The sequence below is a fragment of the Devosia oryzisoli genome (genome assembly GCF_014837245.1).
Taxonomy (GTDB): domain Bacteria; phylum Pseudomonadota; class Alphaproteobacteria; order Rhizobiales; family Devosiaceae; genus Devosia; species Devosia oryzisoli.
The window spans coordinates 206,596-228,518 of record NZ_JACYFU010000004.1; the positions used below are offsets into that span (position 1 = coordinate 206,596).

A 21,923-nucleotide genomic window follows, 5' to 3' on the forward strand; every position below is an offset into this window, starting at 1 on the left:
CCAAGGCCGCTGATCAACGCTGCAGCAATCAGTCCTTCTTGGACGGCTGCCCATGTTTCGCGTCGCCCGGAGCTTGGCCGAAATGCGTACCGCCGACCTGTCCGCCTGGGCTCATCTTGTCGATCTGGCGTTCTTCGGCGCTTTTCTTGTCGCTATTGGTCTTTGGGTCCTGTGCCATGTCGGCCTCCTTGGTTGTCAGGAGGCCAATGACCATGGAGCCGATCCGTTCCTGGCTTTCGCCTACGCGGTCTTGGGGGTGAATGTCAGCGAGACGCCGTTGATGCAGTAGCGCAGGCCGGTGGGCGGCGGGCCGTCCTCGAACACATGTCCCTGATGTCCGCCGCAGTTCGAGCAGTGGACCTCGGTTCGCGTCATGAACAGGGACGTATCGGTCTTGCTGCCGATGGCGCCGGGGATGAAATCATAAAAGCTCGGCCAGCCCGTGCCGCTTTCGAACTTGGTCGCCGCATCGAACAGCTTCTGTCCGCACCCCGCGCAGTCGAACGTGCCAGGCCGATGCTCGTCGAGCAGCGGCGAAGTGAATGCGCGCTCGGTTCCTTCATGGCGCAACACGTCATAACTTTGTGCGCTAAGCCTGGCCTTCCATTCGGCGTCGCTCAGCGTGAATGGAAAGCTTTCGGTGGCCGCAGAGGCTTCACCAGCCGGCCGCCACAGCGAGACAGCGGAAATTCCTGCCAGGGCCGATCCAGCAAGGAGGAAGTGACGACGCGAAATCTGCATGTTCGGTCTCCTGAAAGCCGGTGTCGCCCGAGCCGTGAGCATAGGCGACACCGCAGTTCCACCTGAGTATGGACCGGAGGGAGACGCCCCATAACTCAAGTCTTGGTGAGGCCCCGCTGGGCGGAGCGGGGCCTCTCTTTCCTGCGCTATTCGAGACAGCGCGGGAAAAGGTTACATCTTGGGGGTGAGAACCGCGTCGATGACGTGGATCACGCCATTGGACTGGATGACGTCGGCGATGGTGACGTTGGCAGTCGTGCCGTTTTCGTCGGTCACGGTCACCTTGCCATCCGCGGCCTTGAGCGTCAGCTTGCAGCCGCCGACGGTATCCACGACGTGCTCGCCGCCATCTGCCTCGACCATCGACACGATGTCGGTGGAGAGCGCCTTGGCCGGAATGACGTGGCAGGTCAGGATCTTGGTCAGCTGATCCTTGTTTTCGGGCATCAGCAGCGTGTCGACGGTGCCGGCCGGCAGGGCGTCAAAGGCGGCGTTGGTCGGCGCCAGGACCGTGAAGGGGCCCTCGCCCGAAAGCGTCTCCACAAGGCCGGCGGCCTTCACCGCGGCAACCAGGGTGGTGTGGTCGGCCGAGTTCACCGCGTTTTCGACGATGTTCTTGTCGGCATACATGGCAGCGCCGCCGACTTCCGGGTTCTCCTGGGCATAGACGGCAGCACCGGAGAGAGAACCGAACGCAAGAACGGTGGCGACGGAGAGGGCGCGAAGCGAGAGAGTCATGACAAGTTCCTTCCTGTTGAAATCTTCATCCCGCTATCGGGGACGTAGGCAGATACGCAGGGCTGGATTTTTTAGTTTCGCCAGTTTCAGCGAAAACCGCAGGACACACTCCACTTTCATGAGATTTGAAATTTGTTTTTCAAATCAATATGTTACCAAAAATATCGACGCGAGAACCGAAGTTCCCGCGTCAAAAATTTTGGGCTGATCCAATGATTGCAGGTTTGCGTAAGGCCGCGCCGCTTTAGCCGCGCAAGGCCGACCAGGAGGGGTCGGAAGCATAGGTTTCCGTCGAAATGGTCAGCACGTTGCGGCCCCAGATGTCGACGCTCATCAGTCGCGGTCCGTCATTGCCGCCCGGATCCTGGAAGAACATGATCACCCGGCCATTGGGCGCCCAGGTCGGCCCCTCTGCATGGAAGCTCGAATAGAGCAACCGCTCGCCCGAACCGTCCGGGTTCATGACCCCGATATGGAACTGCCCGCCCGACTGCCGCGTGAAGGCAACGAGATCCCCCTTGGGCGACCAGACCGGGGTCGAATAGCTTCCCTGCCCGAAGCTGATGCGTTGGGCGTTCCCGCCGGATGCCCCCATCATGTAGATTTGCGGCGACCCGCCGCGGTCGCTTTCGAACAGGATCCGGCTGCCATCCGGAGAATAGGATGGCGCGGTATCGATGGCCGCGCCCGACGTCAGTTGCACCGGTTGGCCGCCGCCTGTTCCGACGGCATAAAGATTGGTGGCGCCGGCCTGCTCCACCGAGAAGGCGACCGTGTTGCCATCGGGCGAAAAGCGTGGCGCGAAGGTCATGGAGCCCACATTGGCCAGACGCTGCTGCTGCCCTGTCGAGAGCTGCAACAGGTAAACCTGCGGATTGCCATCGGCAAAGTTCATGTAGGTGACGAGGTCGTTATTCGGCCCGAAGCGCGGCGTCAGCGCCATGTTGGAGCCATCCGTCAGGTACTGCACATTGGCGCCGTCCTGATCCATGATGGCCAGGCGGCGAGTGCGGTTGGCCTTCGGCCCGCTTTCCGCGACATAAATGACCCGGGTGTCGAAATAGCCCGTGCCGCCGGTCAGTTGTTCATAGATGGCGTCGGATACGATATGGGCGATGCGGCGCGCCGAATTGGGATCGGTGTTGTAGCTCTTGCCCACCACCTGCGCCGCCTGCTGCGTGTCCCACACGCGAACGGACGACGAGATTTGCCCGCCACGCTCCACGGCACCCATCACCAGGGCATCGACATTGGCGGTGCGCCAGATGTTGAAATCGGGCGTCGCATTGACGTCGCCCACCTGCACCGGCAGCGATGCCGGGTCGAGCGGCAGGAACAGGCCCGAGCGCTTGAGATTGTTGCGCACGATATCGGCAATCTCGCGCCCGAAGGTCGGATCGGACGATGCGAAATCGGGGATCGCGATCGGCAGCGGCTGGAAGTTGGCGCCTTCCACCACGATGCGCAGCTGCGCCATCGCCCAGGGAGAAGTTGCCAGAAGCGCGCTCCCGGCCAGGCCGAGCTTGAGCGCCGAACGCCGCGAAAGAAGTGTCATGGTCAATAGTCTCCGGTCTCGCCGTTTTGGCCGCTTCTTGGCCACCAAACAGGCAAATTCAAGGTCAGGGTCTCAGTTCCACTTCGATCTGCCGCCACTGATCGTAGCTGTCGGCAGATAACATCGTGTAGGGGCCGCACTGGACAACGGCCCGTTGTGCCGCGCGGGCAATGGCGCCGCCGGCCGGCGACGGGTCGGCCGCCACGATCTGCGGGGTGCCGCTCACCGTGCCGTCCGGATTCATGCTCATCGACAGCGTCACCGTCATGCCGCTGTTGTAGTCGCTCGGCAGCAGGTTCCAGCACGTCTTGATCTTGGCAACCAGGCCATCGATCGCGTTCTGGCTGAGCCGCGCTGACGTGCCGGTCGTGTCGCCCAGCGTCGGTGAGCCGCCCTGCCCCGTGGTCCCTCCGGTGCTCGGCGCGTTGTTGATGATCGAGGAGATCTCGTCGGCCAGATCGGTGTCGAGTTGCGTCGTCGCCTGCTGCTGGCGCTGCTGCTCCTGCTTCTTGGCGTCGGCGGCGCGCTGACGCTCCTCCTCCTGGCGCTTGCGTTCCTCTTCTTCGCGCTTTTTGCGCTCGGCTTCGGCCGTCGCATATTGTTCGCGCAATTGATTGAGATTGCTCGGGCGCGCAGCCGGCGTGGGCGCTGCCACCTGTGGCATTTCGGGCTCCGGTTCCGGCGTCGGCTCTGGCTCGGGCACGGGTTCAGGCTCCGGCGCGGGTTCAGGCTCCGGCTCGGGCTCAGGAGTCGGCTCGGGTGCCGGCGCAGGCTCGGGCACAACCTCCGGGGTAGGTGCCGGCTCCGGGCGCGATTGCGGCGAAGGAGCTTCGACCGGCTCGGGCTCGGGTTCAGGCTCCGGCGCGGATTCAGGCTCCGGGGTCGGTTCTGGGGCCGGCTCGGGTTCGGGTTCCGGCGTCGGCTCGGGCGTCACTTCAGGGGCCGGAGCCTGCTCGGTCACGGGCGCCGGCGTTGGCGTATCGGCCGCCGTGGGCGTCGGCTGGTCCTCTTGCGTATTTCCGGTCGGCTGCGCCAGTTCGGCCGGCTGGTCATCCTCGACGATGGACGGCGTTTCCGTCTCCACGACCTGGCTGTCTAGCGTGCCGCGCCTGATGTTGGAATATTCCTCGACCGGCACCAGGTCCACCGCGATGGACTGCACCGTAGGCTGCAACGGTTCGGTCGAGCCGAGCTTGAGCAGGCCGAGCGCGATCAGCACCACGTGGGCAGTAACGGAAACGGCAAGCCCGGTGCGCATGGCGCGGCCCTATTGTTCGCGCTCGGTGACGAGCCCGATCTTGGTGAAACCGGCGGCAGAGAGCATGCCCATGACGCGCATCACGGTGCCATAATTGGCCGTCGTGTCGCCGCGCAGATAGATGCGGTCTTCCGTGCCATTGGTCGCCCGGGCCGTGACGGTTTCGACCAGCGCGGCCTCCGTCACCTGGTCCTCGTCCACGAATATTTGCCCGTCGGGCGTCACCCCCACCGTGATCGGCTGGGTCTGGCTGGGCATGTCGGCTGCGGCAGATTTGGGTAGGTCGACCGGGACACCGGCCGTCATCATCGGCGCGGCGACCATGAAGATGATGAGCAACACCAGCATCACGTCCACCATGGGCGTAATGTTGATTTCGCTCATCACGGCGCGGCTCTTGCGGCGCTTTCGCCGCCCGCCACCGCCTCCGCCCGATGCCACGCCCATCCCCATGTCAGCGGCTCCGCGCTTCGAGCTGGCGGCTGAGAATGGTAGAGAACTCGTCGGCAAAGCCTTCCAGCCGCCCGATCATCTTGGCGGAATCGGTGGAGAGCTTGTTGTAGGCGATAACCGCTGGAATGGCGGCTACAAGGCCGATGGCCGTGGCGAAGAGCGCCTCGGCGATCGGGCCGGCCACGACGGCGAGGTTGGTCGACGAGGAAGCTGCAATATTGGTGAAGGCGTTCATGATGCCCCACACCGTGCCGAAAAGGCCGATGAACGGCGCCGCCGACCCCACGGTGGCAAGAAAGCTCAGGCGCTTTTCGAGATAGTCGCTCTCGCGCGAGATGGCGACGTCGAGCACCTTTTCTAGGCGCTGCTGCATGCCCATGAAGCTGGCCGCATTCTGCTCGTGGCTTCGCTTCCATTCCTTCATGGCCGCAACGAAGACGGCGCCCAGGCCCCCCGTCGCCTGCTGCGACTGCTGCTGGTAAAGCTCCTCAAGCGACTGCCCGGACCAGAAGACGCGCTCGAACCGGTTCATCTCCGCCTGTGTGCGGCGGTAGGCGATGGTCTTGTCGATGATGATCGCCCAGCACCAGACCGAGGCGGCCATCAGCCCGAGCATCACCGCCTTGACGACGATGTCGGCGGCCCAGAACAAGCCCCAGATGGACAGGTCGGCATGCGGAGCAGCAGCTCCCACAGCATCCATGGCTTCCATGAAAAAGATCCTTTCGGCCCGGCCCATATGGCTGGCCCCAGTCGCTGTGCGATGGGGGCCAAATCTGTCAAAATTAAGAGAAATGCCCGCATTTCCGGGCGTTCGGGTCCCGGATGCGGATCAAGACTCGCTTTGCTCTCCTTATGGTCACCAAAGGGTTAATAAAGAGACTCCGCCCACCCCTGCCGGCCCGGTCGCCCCAGCCTCAGGCTCGCTCCAGCAGGGCCCGCAGATGCGGCGGCAAGCGGGCCGCACCGCCCGCTGTCTTGATGGCGGCGACCGTCACGCTGGCACTGGTCAGCAGCGTCTCATCACGGTGAATTGTCTGGGCCAGAACCAGCCGCGCGCCGCCGGCCCGGTCCACCGTGGTGGAGACGGTCAGCAGGTCGTCGATATGAGCGGCAGCGATATAATCGATGCTCATCGAGCGAACGGCAAAGGCTAGACCGTCCTTGGCGAGCTCCGAATGATGCACGCCAAGATCACGCAGGAACTCGGTCCGGCCGCGCTCGAAGAACTTCAAATAGGCGGCATGATAGACATTGCCGGAAAAATCGGTGTCTTCGTAATAGATGCGGACAGCGATCTGGTGCGCGCTCATGCCGTTGGCCGCTCATCGTGAACCACGTGGCTGTGGCCGTCCGGAAGGGCGCGCAGGAAACCCGGCAGCCAGCGCGGCAGGAGGTTGATCTGCTCGAGCCCCTCCCCCTCGAGCGCGATCCAGTAGAACTGCAGATCATGTCCCTCGTCGCGCCGCTCGAGCCAGGGCGCGCGCCCGTTTGGCCCCTGGCCCGGCAGTTCGGCGTGATAGAAGAACCCGAGCTCGTGAAAGCTCTCGCCTTCGCGCTCGTAAAAGCTTTCCGATGTGCCGACCATGCCCCCCACCACGGCCGGCATCGCCAGTTCTTCCTCCAGCTCTCGCTCAAGGCTGAGCCGGCTCGGCTCCCCCAGTTCCACCCGGCCACCGGGCAGCATGACGTATTGGTCGTCGTCCTCGCGGCACACGAGCACATGGCCCTGCGCGATGATCACCGCGGCCACCCGGTAGTTGAAGCGGTTGCCGGAAATGGGAAAGCTCAGGACGTGGCGCTCAGGCATGGTGGCCTCCCAATTCCACAAGGACGATCTCGGACGGCGCGAAGACCCGCACCGGTAATCCCGAATACCCCACACCGCCGCCCACGATCAAATGCCGTCCCTCTTCGATGAAATGTCCATGCAGGTACCGCTGCCCGAACCGCGAGGGAACGATGGGGGCGTGTCCGAAGAGCTTTACCTGCCCGGCATGCAGATGGCCCGATAGGGTCAGCGCGACCGAGGCAGGAACGTCGGGGAAGATGTCGGGCTCATGCGCCAGGAGAAGCGTGGGTGCGCCGGGGGGAACGGCGGACAGCGTTGCAGCCAGATCGGCCATGGAGCGGCCATCGGGCCAATAGGCGGCCTGGTCGCCCAGCCCGGCCAGCCAGAAGCGGCCGTGCTCGGTCTCGACGGGCGCCGCGCGATTGATGTAGGTGGCAATGCCGGCTTCTTCCAAGGCGACCAGTGCTGGTGGTCGCGCCTGGGCCGTGCGCCGATGCCCCTCGAGCCGCGGATAGTCGTGATTGCCCAGAATGGCGTGCACGCCCAGTGGCGCCCGCAGTGCCCCCAGCACCGGTCCCCAGTCTTCTGCCCCCACGCTTCTGGAAAACCGCGGCCCCTCCTCATAATCACCGCCGAGGAGAATGATGTCGGGATTGAGCGCATTGGCCGCTGCAACCACCTCGCGCAGGACGTCGAGCCCGAAAAACGGCGTCGAGACATGAAGATCGCTAAGGAAGGCGATGCGCAGCGGCAGCTCGCGCGGCCAAGTCGGCAGCCGCGGCGCGTGCCGCGTGATGCGGACGTGCTCGGGATGGATATGAACCTGCAGGCCCAGCCGGTCGAGGCCGCGGGCCAGCCAGGACGGCCGCCGCGCCGGGGTGCGGTCAGTCGCCCCCATCGTCGCCGTCGAAGAGGTTGGCCTGCAACCCGACAAACCCTTGTGGCACGGACTTTCCGAGGTGCTGGAATGCGATTGCGGTGAGCAGCCGGCCGCGCGGCGTGCGCTGGATGAAGCCCTGTTGCAGCAGATAGGGTTCCACGATTTCCTCGATCGCATCGCGCGGTTCGCTCAGCGCGGCCGCGATGGTCTCGATGCCGACCGGGCCTCCGCCGTAGAAATCGGCGATGGTGGTGAGGTAGCGCCGGTCCAGCTGGTCAAGCCCGCGCGCGTCCACATCGAGCCGCAACAGCGCCTTGTCGGCCAACACGCTGTTGACCTCCTGCGCCCCGTCGACGGTGGCAAAATCGATGACGCGACGCAACAGGCGTCCGGCGATGCGTGGCGTGCCCCGCGAGCGCCGCGCGACTTCAAGCGCCCCATCGGGCGACATGGGCATGCCCAGGAGCCGCGCCCCCCGCGTCACGATCTGCACCAGCTCTTCGGGCGTATAGAAATTGAGCCGCACCGGTATGCCGAACCGGTCGCGTAGCGGCGTCGTGAGGAGCCCGGCCCGGGTCGTGGCGCCGACAAGCGTGAACTTGGCGAGGTCAATCCGCACCGACCGTGCGGCCGGTCCTTCGCCAATGATGAGATCGAGCTGGAAATCCTCCATCGCCGGATAAAGCACTTCCTCGATGGCCGGGTTGAGACGGTGGATTTCGTCGATGAAGAGCACATCGCGCTCTTCGAGATTGGTCAGCAGCGCCGCTAGGTCCCCCGCCTTGGCAATCACCGGACCGGACGTGGCGCGAAATCCCACGCCCAGTTCCTTGGCGATGATCTGCGCCAGCGTCGTCTTGCCCAGCCCCGGCGGCCCCACGAAGAGAACATGGTCTAGCGCGCTGCCTCGCTTCCTGGCTGCCTCGATGAAGACCTCGAGGTTGGCGCGCGCGGCTGCCTGGCCCACGAAATCGGTAAAGCCCGACGGGCGCAGCGAAACGTCGAGCGGATCGTCGCGCCCTTCATTGGCAGAGGTGAGAGAAGTCACGCGAGCAATTCCATTCCCGGGATGCGTTCAGCGGCCAGCTTGTCGAACGTCACGGTCTTGGCCGCCCCCGCCCCTTCGGCAACCGCAACGATGATACAGTCTGAGATATCGGCGCTCTTCCTGGCCGCCAGGGCGACTGCAGCGCGGATCAGGTCACCAGTCTCGACATAAACATTTGTGCTCTCGAACAGCCATTCGAGTGCGTCACGAACATCCGTGTTGGAAAGACCATATGTGCGCGTCAGCACCCAGACCAGCTCTGTGAGGACCACGGCGCTGACAAAGGCGGGGTCTGCATCCGATCTCGCCCGCATGAAGTCCACCGCGATCGCCCGCTGATCGGGATCATCGTCAACAAAGATTCGCGCCAGGATATTGGTGTCGATGCCAATCATTTATCGGCCGAAAGACCGCTGCACGCGCTCCACGATAGCGTCACCAATAGCCTCTTCCATTTCTTCCACCGTCGCGTGCCGGCCGTTGGGCGGAACCAAGGGGACGAAATCTTCAAGCCTCCGGGTCTTGGCTCGCACCGTCAGTTCCCCGTCCTCATAAGTCCAAGTCAGAGGGGTACCATCCTTTATGCCCATGACCTCACGGACCTGCTTGGGGATGGTCGTCTGCCCTTTGCTCGTTGCCTTAGAGCCTCCCACAACCTTTGCGCGCGTATTCATCGCCCAGCTCCCGTTCCTTACAGGGCAAAAATAGTAAGGAGCCACCCCCAGCACAAGGATTATTGGCTCAATTCCCGCAGCCCCAGCCGGATCAGTTTTTCCGTGGGCGTCGCATCGCCCTCACGCGCAACGACACGCGCGACGGCGGCGGAGGCCTGGGCGCTGGAATATCCCAGATTGGTTAATGCGGAAACCGCGTCGGCCACGTTGCCCGATGCCACGCCTTCACCCAGCGCCGATTGAAGGCCGAGCGTGCCGGCATCGACCGCGCCGATCGCCGGTACCTTGCCCTTGAGCTCGGTGACCACGCGGGTGGCGAGCTTGGGTCCGACCCCGTTGGCCCGGCCGATCATCGCTTTGTCCTGCAGGGCAACGGCGCTGGAGAGTTCGGCCAGCGACATGATCGAGAGAATCGCCAAAGCCACGCGCGATCCCACGCCCTGGACAGTGGTGAGCAGGTTGAACCAGCTTTTTTCGGCCTCGCTGGAAAAGCCGTAAAGACGGATCATATCTTCGCGCACGATGGTTTCGATGAACACGACCGTCGCTTCGCCCACCCGCGGGAGGGCCTGCAGCGTCCGGCCCGAACAGAACACTTCGTAGCAGACGCCACCGCAGTCGATCAGCACCCAATCGTCGCCAAAGCTGTCCACAATGCCTTTGAGCTTGCCGATCATGCCAGCGCCTTCGCCCGCATGGCGGCACCGCGATGATGGGCGTGACAGATGGCGATGGCCAGGGCGTCCGCGGCGTCGGCCCCCTTGATCGTGGCCGTGGGCAGCAGCGTCTTCACCATGAGCTGGATCTGGTTCTTGTCGGCATGACCGGTTCCGACGACGGACTTCTTGACCAGGTTGGCTGCATATTCGGAGACCGGCAAGCCGCGCAAGGCCGGCGTCACCAGGACCACGCCGCGCGCCTGCCCCAGGATCAGCGCCGAGCGCGGTCCGGCATTGACGAACGTTTCCTCCACCGCCACCTCATCGGGCGCCTGGTCGTCCAGGACCCCGGTAATGCCTTCCGACAGCGCTGCAAGCCGCTCGGCCAGGGAGCCCTCGAGCGGCGGTTTCACCGTCCCTCCGGCAACGAAGCGCAGGCGATTGTCCACAGCTTCGATGACGCCCCAGCCGCAGCGCCGCAGCCCGGGGTCGATGCCAATGATTCGTACAGGCTTTGTCATGCGCACCCTTGTATCAGCTTGCGCAAGACTACCAAGCCAGAAGTGAACAAAAAGGCAACACTGAAATCGTGATCGCCAAGCATCCAATTTTATCCAGCCCGCGAACTTCTCATTGAGGACCGTGGTTTAGGCTGAAGTCGGGAATGCGGGAGTGGACGGATGGGTTGGACCGATGATGCGAGGAACTGCGGAAGAGCAACCCGTCCCCGTCAGCATCCATGGCCACAGGGATTGATCTGCCCCGCGTCAGGTCGGCGCCAATGAGCGCCACCCGGAAAGCCAAACGGCTCCCGCGCCTCACCAGCGTCGGGCGTGTCACCGTGTTCGGCACCCTGGGCTGCGTGCTGATCGCAGTGCTGTTCAACCTTATCACGTTTAGCGACATGCCCGCCGAAGTCCGCTTCCGCGGCGTGATCTCCGGCATCGCGCTGCCGATCCTCTTATGCGTCCCGATGTTCTTTCACGTCAGCGTGCGGCTGCGGCAACTGGCGCAGACCAATCGCCGCCTCGATCTGCTGGCACGGACGGACAGCCTCACGGCCTGCCTCAACCGCGGCGCCTTCATCACCAGGGTGGAGGGGGTTCTCACCGGCGAGACCCGCCCCGAGCGCGGCGCACTGCTCATGGTGGACGCGGACAATTTCAAGTCCATCAACGACATCTATGGGCACAGCGTCGGCGACGACGCCCTCACGATCATCGCCCGCTCGATCAGGGCGGTGCTGCGCGCGGGAGACATGGTAGGGCGCATGGGCGGCGAGGAATTCGCCGTGTTCCTGCCCGGGCTCAACGAGACGCAGGCCGCACTGGTGGCCGAACGGGTCCGGCGCGCGGTCAACCTCGCCGTGTTCCAGCCCGACGGCAAGCAGCGGCCGCTCTCGGTCAGTGTCGGCGGCGTCTCCTACGAGCGCACCGCGAGCTTCCACGAGCTGTTCCGCATCGCCGATCAGCGGCTCTACAGCGCCAAGCAGGCGGGCCGAAATCGTTCGATACTGGTGAGCCTTGAAGACCACCCCTTCATCGACATGCCCATGGCGCCGGCCAATGCCGACACTGGTACCTACCCGATGACTGCAGTTGCGCCGAGCGCTCGCGCCGCTGCGGCCGGCGCCTGAGCAAGACCTGAAAAATCTGGCAGACGGGAGCCCGCTCCAGGGGCTCCTCCGCGATCAGTCCTCCAGCTTGGCGGCTTCCTCGTCACTCATGTCGAAATTGGAATAGACGTTCTGCACGTCGTCGTCTTCTTCCAGGATCGAAATGAGCTTGAGCAGGGTGGCGCCCTTTTCGGCATCGATCGGCGTCTCGTTCTGGGGGCGCCAGATCGCCTTCACCGATTCAGCCTCGCCCAGCACCTTTTCGAGCTCAGCCGAAACCTCTGCCATCGCCTCGAACGAGGTGTAGATGTAGTGCCCCTCATCGTCGCTCTCGACATCGTCGGCGCCGGCCTCGATGGCCGCTTCCATCACCTTGTCTTCCGACCCGGCCGAGGCCGGATAGGTGATCTCGCCCACGCGATCGAACATGAAGCCGACCGAGCCGGTTTCACCCAGGGCGCCACCGTTCTTTGAAAAGTAGGAGCGCACGTTCGACGCGGTGCGGTTGCGGTTGTCGGTCAGCGCTTCGACGATAATGGCGACGCCGCCCGGACCATAGCCCTCATAGCGGATCTCGTCGTAGTTCTCGCCATCATTGCCCGACGCCTTCTTGATGGCGCGGTCGATATTGTCCTTGGGCATGGACTGGGCGCGCGCATTGGCGACGGCAAGGCGCAGGCGCGCGTTGAAGGCCGGATCGGGCTGACCCATCTTCGCGGCCACGGTGATTTCGCGGGCCAGCTTGGAGAAGACCTTGGAGCGCGCCGCATCGGACTTGCCCTTGCGATGCATGATATTCTTGGCGTGTGAATGGCCGGCCATTCGGTACCTCGGCTGAAGAAGTCTGGATTTCGGCGCCGCTTATAGGGGCAGGATCGGCAAAAAGAAAGCTCCCGCCCGTAAGCGCCAATGCCGCCCCAAGCCGAAAGATCAGGCGAAGGCGGGAAGTGCCTGCGCCAGCACGCCTCCGATGCGCACCGGGGAGACGGTGCGCGCCAGCCCGCTGGCCGGGTCGGTTTCGACCGCAACGCCACACAGCGTCGCTTCGCCCTCGGCGGGGGTGAAGCGGCCATTGGGGATCCCGGTGAGGAAGCGGTTGAGCGGCTCCTCGGTGTCGGTGCCGATGATGCTGTCGAAATCGCCGCACATGCCGGCGTCGGCCATGAAGCCGGTGCCACCCTTGAGCACCCGGTGGTCGGCTGTCGGCAGGTGCGTGTGCGTTCCTACCACCAGCGTCGCCCGGCCATCGAGGAAATGTCCCATGGCCTGGATTTCCGACGTCGCCTCGGTGTGGAAATCGACGATCACCGCGTCCGCCTGTTCCCCGAGAGGGCAGGCCTCCACCGCCTTTTCCACCGGCCGGAACGGATCGTCGGCCGGTCCCATGAACACGCGGCCCAGCGCGTTGACCACGAGCACGCGGTGGCCGTTACGCCCCTCCACCATCATCGCGCCACGACCCGGCGTGCCGCCCGGCATGTTGATAGGCCGCAGCAGGGTGTTCTCGCGCTCGATATAGCTCAGCGCCTCGCGCTGGTCGAAGGCATGGTCGCCAAGCGTCACGATATCCGCCCCCGCGTCGCGGAGGCCCTTGAAATGGCTCTCGGTCAGGCCTCGCCCGTGGCTCGCATTTTCGCCGTTGATCACGACAAAGTCGAAGCCATGCTGGGCGATCAGCCCCGGCAGCCGTTCGCTCACGGCATCGCGGCCGGCGCGGCCCATCACGTCACCCAGAAAAAGCAGCCTCATGCGCGGGCCCTGAAGAAACGGACGCCACTTTCCGTGACGACGGCATCGAGCGGCATGTCGTGGTCCTCGCGCGGGATGTCGGGCAGTTCCTGTGCGTCGAACGCCAGCCCCACGAGCAGCGGCTTTCTGCTCAAGGCGGCCAAGGTCCTGTCATAGTAACCCCCACCATAGCCCAGCCGCGTTCCTTGGCCATCGAACCCCAGGAGCGGCACGAGGATGATGTCCGGCTCAGCGCGCGGCGCGGAGTCGGCGGGCGCCAGCGTGCCGAAACCGGCTTCATAGAGCGGCTGGTCCGCCTCCCAGACCCGCATGTCGAGTGGTGTCTCGTCGCCGGTGACAACCGGAAGAACGACCCTTTGTCCGCTGTCCATCAGCCGCACCAGGATCGGCTGACAATCGAGTTCATCGCGGATGCGCCAATAGGCGGCCACCACGTCGTCTGCGCCGAAGGCAATGGCATCGAAGAAATGGCGGGCGACCTGCTCGGCCGCATCGGCACGATACTGGGTCGAGAGCGCCCCACGCCGTGCATGGGCCTCGCGCCGCAGTTGCGCCTTGCTCTCCTCGAATGCAGTTTCGGCCATGCCACCTCGGCTGAAAATCTGTGCCGCCCTGGCCGTGGGAGCGTTCGATCCCGGGAACCTACTCACGTAGGTGGGCGCCGTATGTCCGAGCCCACGGGCCCGGTCAGGGACAGCTCCCTTAGGATCGATTAAGGCCCCGGGGATGTGAATGTCCACACGCGCCGGGCAGCCCGCCTGATATAGGCGCTTTGCCCCAGGCTGCAAAGCCTTCAACGCGCGTTCAACACATTGTTCCGCGCTGCACCAATTCGCGCAGATCGGCTATGTTGGCGCCGATGATGCTGCGCCTGCTTTTGATCCTGCTTCTGGCCACCGGCCCCCTGCCTGCGGCTCTGGCTGCCGACGGCAAGCCCGAGGCGCGGTATTGCCACGCCTTTTCGGGCAAGCAGGTGTGTATCGGCCAGGAGCGCTTTGTGGAGGATGTTTGCGGCGCCATAGACACCTATGCCGACCATTATGGCCTGCCCCCGGCCTACTTCGCGCGCCTGATCTGGCAAGAAAGCCGCTTCCAGCCCTTCGCCATCAGCCCTGCCGGCGCGCAGGGCATCGCCCAGTTTATGCCCGGAACGGCGCGGCTGCGGGCGCTGGACAATCCCTTCGATCCCGCCGAGGCGCTCGAACGCTCCGCCGATTATCTCAAGGCGCTCGAAACCCGCTTCGGCAATCTGGGCCTGGCCGCTGCGGCCTACAATGGCGGCGAGCAGCGCGTCAGCAACTACCTCGCCGGCAAGGGGGGGCTCGCCGGAGAAACCCGGGCCTATGTCTCCATCGTCACCGGCCGCTCGGTGGAAGGGTGGGTAGGCGAAGCAGTGGAAGAGGCCGATTTCTCGCTCGACCCAAAAAAGCCCTTCGCCCAGGCCTGCACCGACATGGCCAACGCCATCGCTGTGCCCCCGCTCGACCAGGAGGTCGCGCCCTGGCAGCCCTGGGGCGTCCTGATTGCGCAGAACTTTTCTCCCGAGATTGCCCGGACCAAGTTCGATCGGGCGAAGGCCGCACACGCCGATGTCTTTGCCGGCCACGCCATGCTGATGGTGACGGTGCTCGACCGGTCGATGGGCACGCGCCGCCGCCATTCGGCGCAGGTGGGGTTTCCTACACGCGCGGAGGCCAATCGCTTCTGCAATGCCCTGCTCGCCGATGGCGGCAACTGCATCGTGCAGCGCAATCGCAATTAACCGTTCCGGCTAGCGCAGCGGCGCAGCCTCATCGAGTGCACCCGCCACCCCCTCGATGGCCTTGGCTGCATCATCCAGTTTCCTGGCGAAGGACTGTTCGGTATGCTCGAGCTCGGCGGCAATTTCCTGCCCGGCCGACGTCAATTCCGATACCTGCTGCTCGAGCGCCTGGATGCGGCGCTCTGCCTCAGCCAGTTCATCGAGCACCGCGATGCCGGCCATCACGGTTAGGCGGTTGTCGCCGATTTCGCCGACAGCCCCCTTGAGGCCTTCCACCTGCGCATCAAACCGTTCGGCCAAACCAATCAGGTGCTTCTGCTGGCCCTCCTCGCAGGCCATGCGGTATTTCCGGCCGTTGATCTCGACATTGACTTCGGGCATCGGGGCTACTCCGCTTTCGAAAGAACCGCGCGGACGGTCTCCATGGCCTCGACCAGCCGGCGCGACACCTCGTGCGCGCTGTCGTCGAGCCGCTTGGCCCGCGCGGCGGTCTTGTCCAGTTCCGTGGCCAGACGCGCCCGCTCGTGGACGAGACGCTGCGTATCCACCTCGATCCGCTGTTGGCGCTGAACGCGGGCGTTCAACTCGCGCAGGCTCTGGTCGAGACGCGCCATGGCCCTGTCGAAACGCGCACTTGCCTGGGCGAGCTGGTCCTGGACTTCGGTATCACTCATGGCCGCTACTGCCCTCGACGCGCATTTACTCCGGCCCCGCCAACCTGCCCCACCAATCGTTACAATGCAACCGAAGACACCCGCTAACCCCCGGATTTCCGGCGCCCAACCGCACGGCTCGGCGCCGCCTCGACATTGACAGGGGGGACGAACCTGTTATGCCTCAACCGCCTTTGGGAGGAGGCCGTCGCGCCCCCGCCCCTGATTTTTCACGGTCCTTGAAATGGAGCGGTCAGCCCGATGACGAACACAGCCCAGCAGAACGATTTGGCCAACGCGATCCGGTCGCTCTCGATGGACGCCGTCGAGAAGGCCAACTCCGGCCATCCGGGCCTGCCGATGGGCTGCGCCGACATCGCCACCGTGCTCTTTACCAAGGTCATGAAGTTCGATCCGGCCAACCCGCACTGGCCCGACCGCGACCGCTTCATCCTCTCGGCCGGCCACGGCTCGATGCTGCTCTATTCCTCGCTCTACCTGCTCGGCTACGAGGACATGACCATCGACCAGGTCAAGAACTTCCGCCAGATCGGCTCGAAGACCGCGGGCCATCCCGAGTTCGGCCACGCCACCGGCATCGAGACCACAACCGGCCCGCTGGGCCAGGGCCTGGGCAATTCGGTCGGCTTTGCCGTCGCCGAAGCCAAGCTGGCAGCCGAGTTCGGCGCCGACCTCGTCGATCACCACACCTGGGTCCTGGCCGGTGACGGGTGCCTCATGGAAGGCATCTCGCAGGAAGCCATTGCGCTCGCCGGTCACCTGAAGCTCAACAAGCTCACCGTGATCTGGGACAACAACTCGATCACCATCGACGGCAAGGTCTCCAACGCCGATAGCACCGACCAGATCGCCCGCTTCAAGGCGGTGGGCTGGAACACCATCGAGATCGACGGCCACGACCAGGGCGAGATCGAAAAGGCGCTGCTGGCCTCCAAGTCGTCTGACCGGCCGACCCTGATCGCTGCCAAGACCACCATCGGCTTTGGCGCACCCAAGAAGGCCGGCACCGAGAAGGTGCACGGCGCCCCTCTCGGCGCCGAGGAACTCGCGGGCGCCAAGCAGGCGCTCGGCATCACCTACCCGGCCTTTGAAATCCCGGGGGAAATCCTCGAGAGCTGGCGAGCCGCCGGCAAGCGCTCGCAGAACCTGCGCGGCGAGTGGGAAGCCCGCCTCAACGCGTCCCCGAACAAGGACGAGTTCCTGCGCCGCACTTCCGGCGAGCTCCCGGCCGAGTTCGCCAAGGCAATGGCCGACTACAAGAAGAAGCTCGCCGAGGACAAGCCCAAGGTTGCGAGCCGCAAGGCCTCCCAGATGGCCCTTGAGGTCATCAACAAGGCGCTGCCCGAAACCCTCGCCGGTTCCGCTGACCTGACGCATTCCAACCTCACCAACACGCCCGAGACCCTGCCCTTCCAGGCCGACAACCGGCTGGGCCGCTACATGATGTACGGCATCCGCGAGCACGAGATGGCTGCGGCCATGAATGGCGTGGCGCTCCATGGCGGGCTCATCCCCTATGGCGGCACCTTCATGGTCTTTACCGACTATGCCCGTCCCTCGATCCGTCTGTCGGCCCTCATGGAACAGCGCGTCATCTACGTGATGACCCACGATTCCATTGGCCTGGGCGAAGACGGACCGACCCACCAGCCGGTCGAACATCTCTCGGCCCTGCGCGCCATTCCCAACCTCCTGGTCTTCCGCCCCGCCGACGCCATGGAAACAGCCGAGTGCTGGGAGCTGGCGCTGCAGTCGGAAAAGGCGCCCTCGATCCTCGCCCTTTCGCGCCAGAACCTGCCGGCCCTGCGCACCGAGTATTCTTCCGAGAACAAGTCGGCCAAGGGTGCCTACACCCTCGTCGGTCCGGCCGATGCGGATGCGGTGATTTTTGCCACCGGCTCGGAAGTCGCCATCGCCGTCGAGGCGCAGAAGCAGCTCACCGAACAGGGCATCAAGGCCCGCGTCGTGTCCGTGCCGTCCATGGAGCTCTTCGCCAAGCAGTCCGATGACTATCGCGCGCAAGTGCTGGGCTCGGCCAAGGCCCGCGTCGCGGTCGAAGCCGGCATCGAGATGAGCTGGAACAAGCTCCTGGGCGACAAGGGCCGCTTTGTCGGCATGCACTCCTTCGGCGCTTCCGGCCCGATCGACGCGCTCTATGCCCACTTCGGTATTACGGCTAAAGCCGTTGTTGAAGCCGTCACCGCCCAGTTGTAAGAGAGCCGCGCCTCCCTTCCCTTTCTCCCCCTCTAGGAGCGTTTAAACATGGCAGTTCGCGTCGCCATCAATGGTTTTGGCCGTATCGGTCGCAACATCCTGCGCGCCATCGTCGAATCCGGTCGCACCGACATCGAAGTGGTGGCGGTCAACGATCTCGGCCCGGTCGAAACCAACGCCCACCTGCTCCGCTATGACAGCGTGCACGGCAAGTTCCCGCACGAGGTCACCGTCGAGGGCGAGGTGATCAGGACCGCCGGCCAGACCTTCAAGGTCACCGCCGTCAAGAACCCGGCCGAGCTGCCGCACGGCGAAATGGGCGTCGATATCGTCCTCGAATGCACCGGCATCTTCACCTCCAAGGAAAAGGCCTCGGCCCATATCCAGGCCGGCGCCAAAAAGGTGATCGTCTCCGCTCCCGCCGAAGGCGCCGACAAGACCATCGTCTACGGCATCAACAACGCGCTCCTGGGCAAGGACGACGTCGTCATCTCCAATGGTTCGTGCACCACCAATTGCCTGGCCCCCATGGCCATGGTGATGAACGAGCTGGTCGGCATCGAAAAGGGAATGATGACCACCATCCATTCCTATACCGGTGACCAGCCCACGCTTGACACCATGCACAAGGACCTCTACCGCGCCCGCGCCGCGGCCCTGTCGCAGATTCCGACCTCGACCGGCGCGGCCAAGGCCATCGGCCTCGTCCTCCCCGAGCTCAAGGGCAAGCTCGACGGCGTCTCGATCCGCGTGCCGACCCCGAACGTGTCGCTGGTGGACCTAAAATTCCTCGCCAAGCGCAACACCACGGCCCAGGAAGTCAACGACGCACTGGTCGCTGCCGCCAACGGCAAGCTCAAGGGCGTCATGACCTTCACGAATGCCCCGCTCGTCTCCTCCGACCTCAACCACGATCCGCATTCGTGCACGATCCTGCTCGACCAGACCAAGGTCATGGACGGTAACTTCGTGAACATCATGGGTTGGTACGACAACGAGTGGGGTTTTTCCAACCGCATGGTCGACGTCACCGCCGCCTTCGCCAAGACCCTCTGAGCGGTCTGGCACGTCTCCTCTCAAGGGCGCCCTCCGGCGCCCTTTTGTTTTCGGCCCTCTTATTCCTCTCCCCGAGGGGATAGAAGGGTGAGGGGGAAGAGGGACGACCTTCTCATCTCGTTGAACCACCGCGACGTCTTTGGTCACCGTCACCACCGGGCTTGTCCCGGTGATCCATGGCTCGGCAAGATGGATTGCCGGAACAAGTCCGGCAATGACGGCAAACGTCGAATGGGAGGGATGAGGCCCTATTGGCGCGATCCCACGCCGCCTCCACCCACCCCGACGCCCCTCGTCCCCCCACGTCATTCCCGCCCGCACCACGTCATTCCCGCGCAAGCGGGAACCCCTGTTTCACGCTCCAGAACCACGGTAAAAAGGACCTCCGCTTTCGCGTCAAAACATCGCGTGCACGAGCCCAATGATCCTCAACCGATCCATCCGCTGGCGTGGCCTCGAGCCCGCCACCATCGAGCACTGCCACGTGGTCGCCAATGGCCGCGACACCCGTATCCGGGGCACCATCATCGGCCCGGACTTTGGCCTCTTCTACCGTCTCAAGCTCGACGAAAACGGCCACACCCGCACGGTCAAGCTCGAGCGCACCGACGGCCGGAGCCTAGAGCTCTTTTCCGATGGCGCCGGCAACTGGTCCGATGATCGTGCCGAGCCGCTCGCCGCCCTGCGCGGCGCCATCGACATCGACATCTGGCCCACCCCCCTGACCAATTCCCTGCCCCTCTGGCGCACGGCGTGGACCGACGGCCTGTCGCAACGCATTGCCGTGGCGTGGGTTGACGCCACCACGCTCGCCGTCAAGCGCGCCGAACAGGTCTATACGTGCCTTGATCCGGGTCACTTCCGCTTTCAGTCCGCCGATTTCGAACGGGTAATCGAGGTCGACGCGGACCGGCTGGTTGTGGACTACCCCGAGCTTTTCCAGCGCGAATGACGCACTCGGGCTCAGCTATCAGATCGTCGGGACATCCCCCACGATGCGCAGCGACTGCCCCTCATAGCCGCCGAGGCGGATGAACAATTCCCCGCTGTCCGGCAGGTCGCCATAGATGCGGCCATTGAGCATGTCGACCACCGGCCCCGTCTCGGCATGGTCGAGCACGACCGTTTCCTCCAGCGGATCGGGACCGAAGTTGAGAGCGGTCACCTGCAGCCCGCGGCCATCGGGCAGTTCGTGCACCATTACCATGAGCGCCGGGTTCTGCACGTCCGGCACCGCAACTTGCCGCGCCGCGAACAGCCCATAGGATTGGCGCACGGCCAAGAGATGCTTGAGCTGGCTCGCAAAAGAGTTGGGATCCTCCAGCTGCTGGTTGAGCGGCCCATAGAGCATCCTGGCCTTGGGCAGCGCGGCACTGGAATGGCTGGCGCCTGGATTGACGTCGACGAGGTCATAGGCGCCGCGCTCGATCCAGCGGGTGTCTCCCTCCGCCACCAGTTCCGCCACCTCGTCCATCTCGAGCGGCAGCGCACCCACCATATCCCACCCGGACAGCGCGAAGACCCCCGGCTGATAGGCATTATACATCACCAGCAGCAGATGAATGCGCTGGATCAGCTGCCTCTGCTCCGGACCGATCTCCCCGAGATTGCGAATGCCCAGCGCCGCCGTGATGACGCTGATGGTGGTGCAGGCCACGCCGTTGGCCACGAAGCGCTGGTTGTAGGGCGCGCTGTCTCCGGTCAGGCGTTGATACAGGATGTCGCGCAGGTGCTCGCGCAGCAGTGCGCCCGGCCAGGCCTGTCCCTCGAAGGTGAAGGTGTCGTTGGCGTGCTTGGTCCAGAAATGGACGAGTTCCAGCGTCAGCTCGTCATGGTTCTGCAGCGCGTGGATCAGTGACGCCGGGTCGATCTCGAACTCATGCATGATGTGGTGCATGAGCCGGAGGAATTCGGTCGTCCCGGTCAGCAGCGCATGGTGATAGCCGGGCCGGGTGATGAAGTCATAGCTGAGGTCGGCCCCGCCCTTGGACATGTCGGCAATGTCGTCGACCGTCAGGTTGAGTTCCTGGAAGGAAAAGCCACCCGCCTTGCGCACCATGCCGGCGATGAGCTGATTGCCCACCAGCGACAGCGGATGGCCCTCCGACCACGCCGTCTCGTCGTGCCGTACCTCGACGCCGAGAAAACCGTTGGCATCGAGCCGCAGCCCGCGCGCTCCGAGCACGTCGAGCGAATGAAGCGCATCGCCCACGATCATTTGCGGCGCCGCAAAGGAGGGGTCGAGCCAGTTGAGCGAGGGCTGCCCTTCCTTGAAGTAGTGCAGGTACACCCAGCGCCGGGCCACGCCGTCGACGCCTACGATCACGTCCGTGGCGCTCCAGTCGGTCTCCTTTACCCCCGGCTCGAAGAAGATCACGCGCCGCAACTGCCCGACGATGTGGCCCTTGCTCTTGAGCGCATCGACAGCGGCCGGGGATAGGTTGGCGGCCCGCCGTCCTTCCGGAATTTCGGGCAGCAGCTCCCAATCTTCCTCAGGGATTTCCACCATGTGGTAGAGCCCCGGATAATCGTCGTGGAACATCTCGGCGAGGCGGAAGTCGGCACCCTTGCCGGTATGGGCGGGGATGATGTCGTCGATGACGATGGCGTTGTATGCCGCCGCCATGCGGCTCATCGCCACGAATTCTTCCTGCGTCCCGAAGCTGGGGTCGATATCGAAACTGATGCGGTCAAAATTGCCGTCCACCGTCGGTGTCTTGACGCCGTCGCGGATGCCGCCCGCCTCCTTCATCGGCCCGGTGTGGACGCCCTGGACGCCGATGATGGAAAGGCACCGCCACAGCTCTGGATCGCCCAGCGTCGCCAGAACGCTCTCGCCCTCGCGCGTGACGATGGCCGCCGGGTAGGCAGTGAACCACACCGAGGCCAGCGCGGACGCCGCCCGCGGCCGGGCCTCGGCATAGGGATTGCGCCAGAAGCGCCCCTGCCCCGCATAGCGGCTGGCCAGTTTTCGCGCATTGGCAAGCATGGATTGGTTGAGGAGCCACTCGATGTACTGGGGATCGGGTCTATCCATGAGGTGCCTTGCGGGTTT

General features: G+C 64.4%; 26 protein-coding genes and 1 other RNA gene. 5 read left to right on the forward strand and 22 right to left on the reverse strand.

All coding sequences use genetic code 11. The features are described from left to right. Nucleotides 1-28: 28 nt before the first annotated feature. The 15 genes from IC608_RS15440 to ruvC form a co-directional block, all read right to left on the reverse strand. On the reverse strand, nucleotides 29-178 hold the full coding sequence (locus IC608_RS15440; protein ID WP_191777370.1) for a hypothetical protein: 150 nt from the start codon (nucleotides 176-178) through the stop codon (nucleotides 29-31). Between the two features lie 62 nt (nucleotides 179-240). Then, nucleotides 241-741, reverse strand: coding sequence for a peptide-methionine (R)-S-oxide reductase MsrB (gene msrB / locus IC608_RS15445; protein ID WP_191777372.1), 501 nt, complete (start codon nucleotides 739-741; stop codon nucleotides 241-243). A 171-nt stretch (nucleotides 742-912) separates the two neighbouring features. Then, nucleotides 913-1,479 carry a fasciclin domain-containing protein gene (locus IC608_RS15450; protein ID WP_191777374.1) on the reverse strand — a complete coding sequence of 189 codons (567 nt, stop codon included), beginning with the start codon at nucleotides 1,477-1,479 and terminating at the stop codon, nucleotides 913-915. Between the two features lie 244 nt (nucleotides 1,480-1,723). Continuing rightward, nucleotides 1,724-3,034: a Tol-Pal system beta propeller repeat protein TolB gene (tolB, locus tag IC608_RS15455; protein WP_191777376.1), complete on the reverse strand. Its 1,311-nt coding sequence runs from the start codon at nucleotides 3,032-3,034 to the stop codon at nucleotides 1,724-1,726. A gap of 64 nt (nucleotides 3,035-3,098) precedes the next feature. Beyond that, nucleotides 3,099-4,292 (reverse strand): hypothetical protein, encoded by a 1,194-nt coding sequence (locus tag IC608_RS15460; protein ID WP_191777378.1) that lies wholly within the window; start codon nucleotides 4,290-4,292, stop codon nucleotides 3,099-3,101. Nucleotides 4,293-4,301: 9 nt separating this feature from the next. Then, nucleotides 4,302-4,745: a protein TolR gene (gene tolR / locus IC608_RS15465; RefSeq protein ID WP_191777379.1), complete on the reverse strand. Its 444-nt coding sequence runs from the start codon at nucleotides 4,743-4,745 to the stop codon at nucleotides 4,302-4,304. A gap of 1 nt (nucleotide 4,746) precedes the next feature. Beyond that, a complete protein-coding gene (tolQ, locus tag IC608_RS15470; RefSeq protein WP_191777667.1) occupies nucleotides 4,747-5,448 on the reverse strand; it encodes a protein TolQ in 702 nt (233 codons plus the stop codon). Nucleotides 5,449-5,662: 214 nt separating this feature from the next. Further along, a complete protein-coding gene (gene ybgC / locus IC608_RS15475) occupies nucleotides 5,663-6,058 on the reverse strand; it encodes a tol-pal system-associated acyl-CoA thioesterase (protein WP_191777381.1) in 396 nt (131 codons plus the stop codon). Continuing rightward, entirely contained in the window at nucleotides 6,055-6,555 is a 501-nt protein-coding gene (locus IC608_RS15480) for an NUDIX domain-containing protein (protein ID WP_191777383.1), read from the reverse strand. The genes ybgC and IC608_RS15480 overlap by 4 nt, the downstream gene beginning before the upstream one ends. Then, entirely contained in the window at nucleotides 6,548-7,435 is an 888-nt protein-coding gene (locus IC608_RS15485) for a metallophosphoesterase (protein ID WP_191777385.1), read from the reverse strand. The genes IC608_RS15480 and IC608_RS15485 overlap by 8 nt, the downstream gene beginning before the upstream one ends. After that, on the reverse strand, nucleotides 7,422-8,465 hold the full coding sequence (gene ruvB, locus IC608_RS15490) for a Holliday junction branch migration DNA helicase RuvB (protein ID WP_191777387.1): 1,044 nt from the start codon (nucleotides 8,463-8,465) through the stop codon (nucleotides 7,422-7,424). The genes IC608_RS15485 and ruvB overlap by 14 nt, the downstream gene beginning before the upstream one ends. Next, nucleotides 8,462-8,860 (reverse strand): type II toxin-antitoxin system VapC family toxin, encoded by a 399-nt coding sequence (locus IC608_RS15495; RefSeq protein ID WP_191777389.1) that lies wholly within the window; start codon nucleotides 8,858-8,860, stop codon nucleotides 8,462-8,464. Before IC608_RS15495 ends, ruvB begins: the two co-directional genes overlap by 4 nt. Then, nucleotides 8,861-9,139, reverse strand: coding sequence for an AbrB/MazE/SpoVT family DNA-binding domain-containing protein (locus IC608_RS15500; protein WP_191777391.1), 279 nt, complete (start codon nucleotides 9,137-9,139; stop codon nucleotides 8,861-8,863). It abuts the gene before it with no gap. 59 nt (nucleotides 9,140-9,198) lie between these two features. After that, complete coding sequence (ruvA, locus tag IC608_RS15505) at nucleotides 9,199-9,816, reverse strand: Holliday junction branch migration protein RuvA (RefSeq protein ID WP_191777393.1); 618 nt, start codon at nucleotides 9,814-9,816, stop codon at nucleotides 9,199-9,201. Beyond that, nucleotides 9,813-10,319 carry a crossover junction endodeoxyribonuclease RuvC gene (gene ruvC, locus IC608_RS15510; protein WP_191777395.1) on the reverse strand — a complete coding sequence of 169 codons (507 nt, stop codon included), beginning with the start codon at nucleotides 10,317-10,319 and terminating at the stop codon, nucleotides 9,813-9,815. Before ruvC ends, ruvA begins: the two co-directional genes overlap by 4 nt. Nucleotides 10,320-10,579: 260 nt before the next feature. Between ruvC and IC608_RS15515 the strand changes: the two genes are divergently transcribed. Next, nucleotides 10,580-11,434, forward strand: coding sequence for a GGDEF domain-containing protein (locus IC608_RS15515; protein ID WP_191777397.1), 855 nt, complete (start codon nucleotides 10,580-10,582; stop codon nucleotides 11,432-11,434). A gap of 54 nt (nucleotides 11,435-11,488) precedes the next feature. Here IC608_RS15515 and IC608_RS15520 read toward each other — a convergent pair whose 3' ends face one another. The 4 genes from IC608_RS15520 to ssrS form a co-directional block, all read right to left on the reverse strand. After that, nucleotides 11,489-12,235 (reverse strand): YebC/PmpR family DNA-binding transcriptional regulator, encoded by a 747-nt coding sequence (locus tag IC608_RS15520; protein ID WP_191777398.1) that lies wholly within the window; start codon nucleotides 12,233-12,235, stop codon nucleotides 11,489-11,491. A gap of 108 nt (nucleotides 12,236-12,343) precedes the next feature. Continuing rightward, nucleotides 12,344-13,162 (reverse strand): TIGR00282 family metallophosphoesterase, encoded by an 819-nt coding sequence (locus tag IC608_RS15525; RefSeq protein WP_191777399.1) that lies wholly within the window; start codon nucleotides 13,160-13,162, stop codon nucleotides 12,344-12,346. Beyond that, complete coding sequence (locus tag IC608_RS15530) at nucleotides 13,159-13,746, reverse strand: 5-formyltetrahydrofolate cyclo-ligase (RefSeq protein ID WP_191777401.1); 588 nt, start codon at nucleotides 13,744-13,746, stop codon at nucleotides 13,159-13,161. Before IC608_RS15530 ends, IC608_RS15525 begins: the two co-directional genes overlap by 4 nt. 16 nt (nucleotides 13,747-13,762) lie before the next feature. Then, a non-coding RNA gene (ssrS, locus tag IC608_RS15535) (6S RNA) lies at nucleotides 13,763-13,921 on the reverse strand. Nucleotides 13,922-14,024: 103 nt separating this feature from the next. On the opposite strand from ssrS, the gene IC608_RS15540 reads away from it, so the two are divergent. Then, complete coding sequence (locus IC608_RS15540) at nucleotides 14,025-14,924, forward strand: lytic transglycosylase domain-containing protein (protein ID WP_191777404.1); 900 nt, start codon at nucleotides 14,025-14,027, stop codon at nucleotides 14,922-14,924. A 9-nt stretch (nucleotides 14,925-14,933) separates the two neighbouring features. Here IC608_RS15540 and IC608_RS18360 read toward each other — a convergent pair whose 3' ends face one another. Continuing rightward, a complete protein-coding gene (locus IC608_RS18360; protein ID WP_191777406.1) occupies nucleotides 14,934-15,305 on the reverse strand; it encodes a cell division protein ZapA in 372 nt (123 codons plus the stop codon). A gap of 5 nt (nucleotides 15,306-15,310) precedes the next feature. After that, nucleotides 15,311-15,598, reverse strand: coding sequence for a DUF4164 family protein (locus tag IC608_RS15550; protein ID WP_191777408.1), 288 nt, complete (start codon nucleotides 15,596-15,598; stop codon nucleotides 15,311-15,313). A 240-nt stretch (nucleotides 15,599-15,838) separates the two neighbouring features. On the opposite strand from IC608_RS15550, the gene tkt reads away from it, so the two are divergent. The 3 genes from tkt (at nucleotide 15,839) to IC608_RS15565 (ending at nucleotide 19,820) form a co-directional block, all read left to right on the forward strand. Further along, complete coding sequence (tkt, locus tag IC608_RS15555) at nucleotides 15,839-17,812, forward strand: transketolase (protein ID WP_191777410.1); 1,974 nt, start codon at nucleotides 15,839-15,841, stop codon at nucleotides 17,810-17,812. Between the two features lie 48 nt (nucleotides 17,813-17,860). After that, entirely contained in the window at nucleotides 17,861-18,868 is a 1,008-nt protein-coding gene (gene gap, locus IC608_RS15560) for a type I glyceraldehyde-3-phosphate dehydrogenase (protein ID WP_191777421.1), read from the forward strand. A 421-nt stretch (nucleotides 18,869-19,289) separates the two neighbouring features. Next, nucleotides 19,290-19,820, forward strand: coding sequence for a putative glycolipid-binding domain-containing protein (locus IC608_RS15565; RefSeq protein WP_191777423.1), 531 nt, complete (start codon nucleotides 19,290-19,292; stop codon nucleotides 19,818-19,820). 18 nt (nucleotides 19,821-19,838) lie between these two features. On the opposite strand, the gene treS is transcribed toward IC608_RS15565, so the two are convergent. Continuing rightward, the gene (gene treS, locus IC608_RS15570; RefSeq protein ID WP_191777425.1) at nucleotides 19,839-21,905 is read right to left on the reverse strand and encodes a maltose alpha-D-glucosyltransferase; all 2,067 of its coding nucleotides are present in this window, start codon (nucleotides 21,903-21,905) and stop codon (nucleotides 19,839-19,841) included. Between the last annotated feature and the right edge of the window lie 18 nt (nucleotides 21,906-21,923).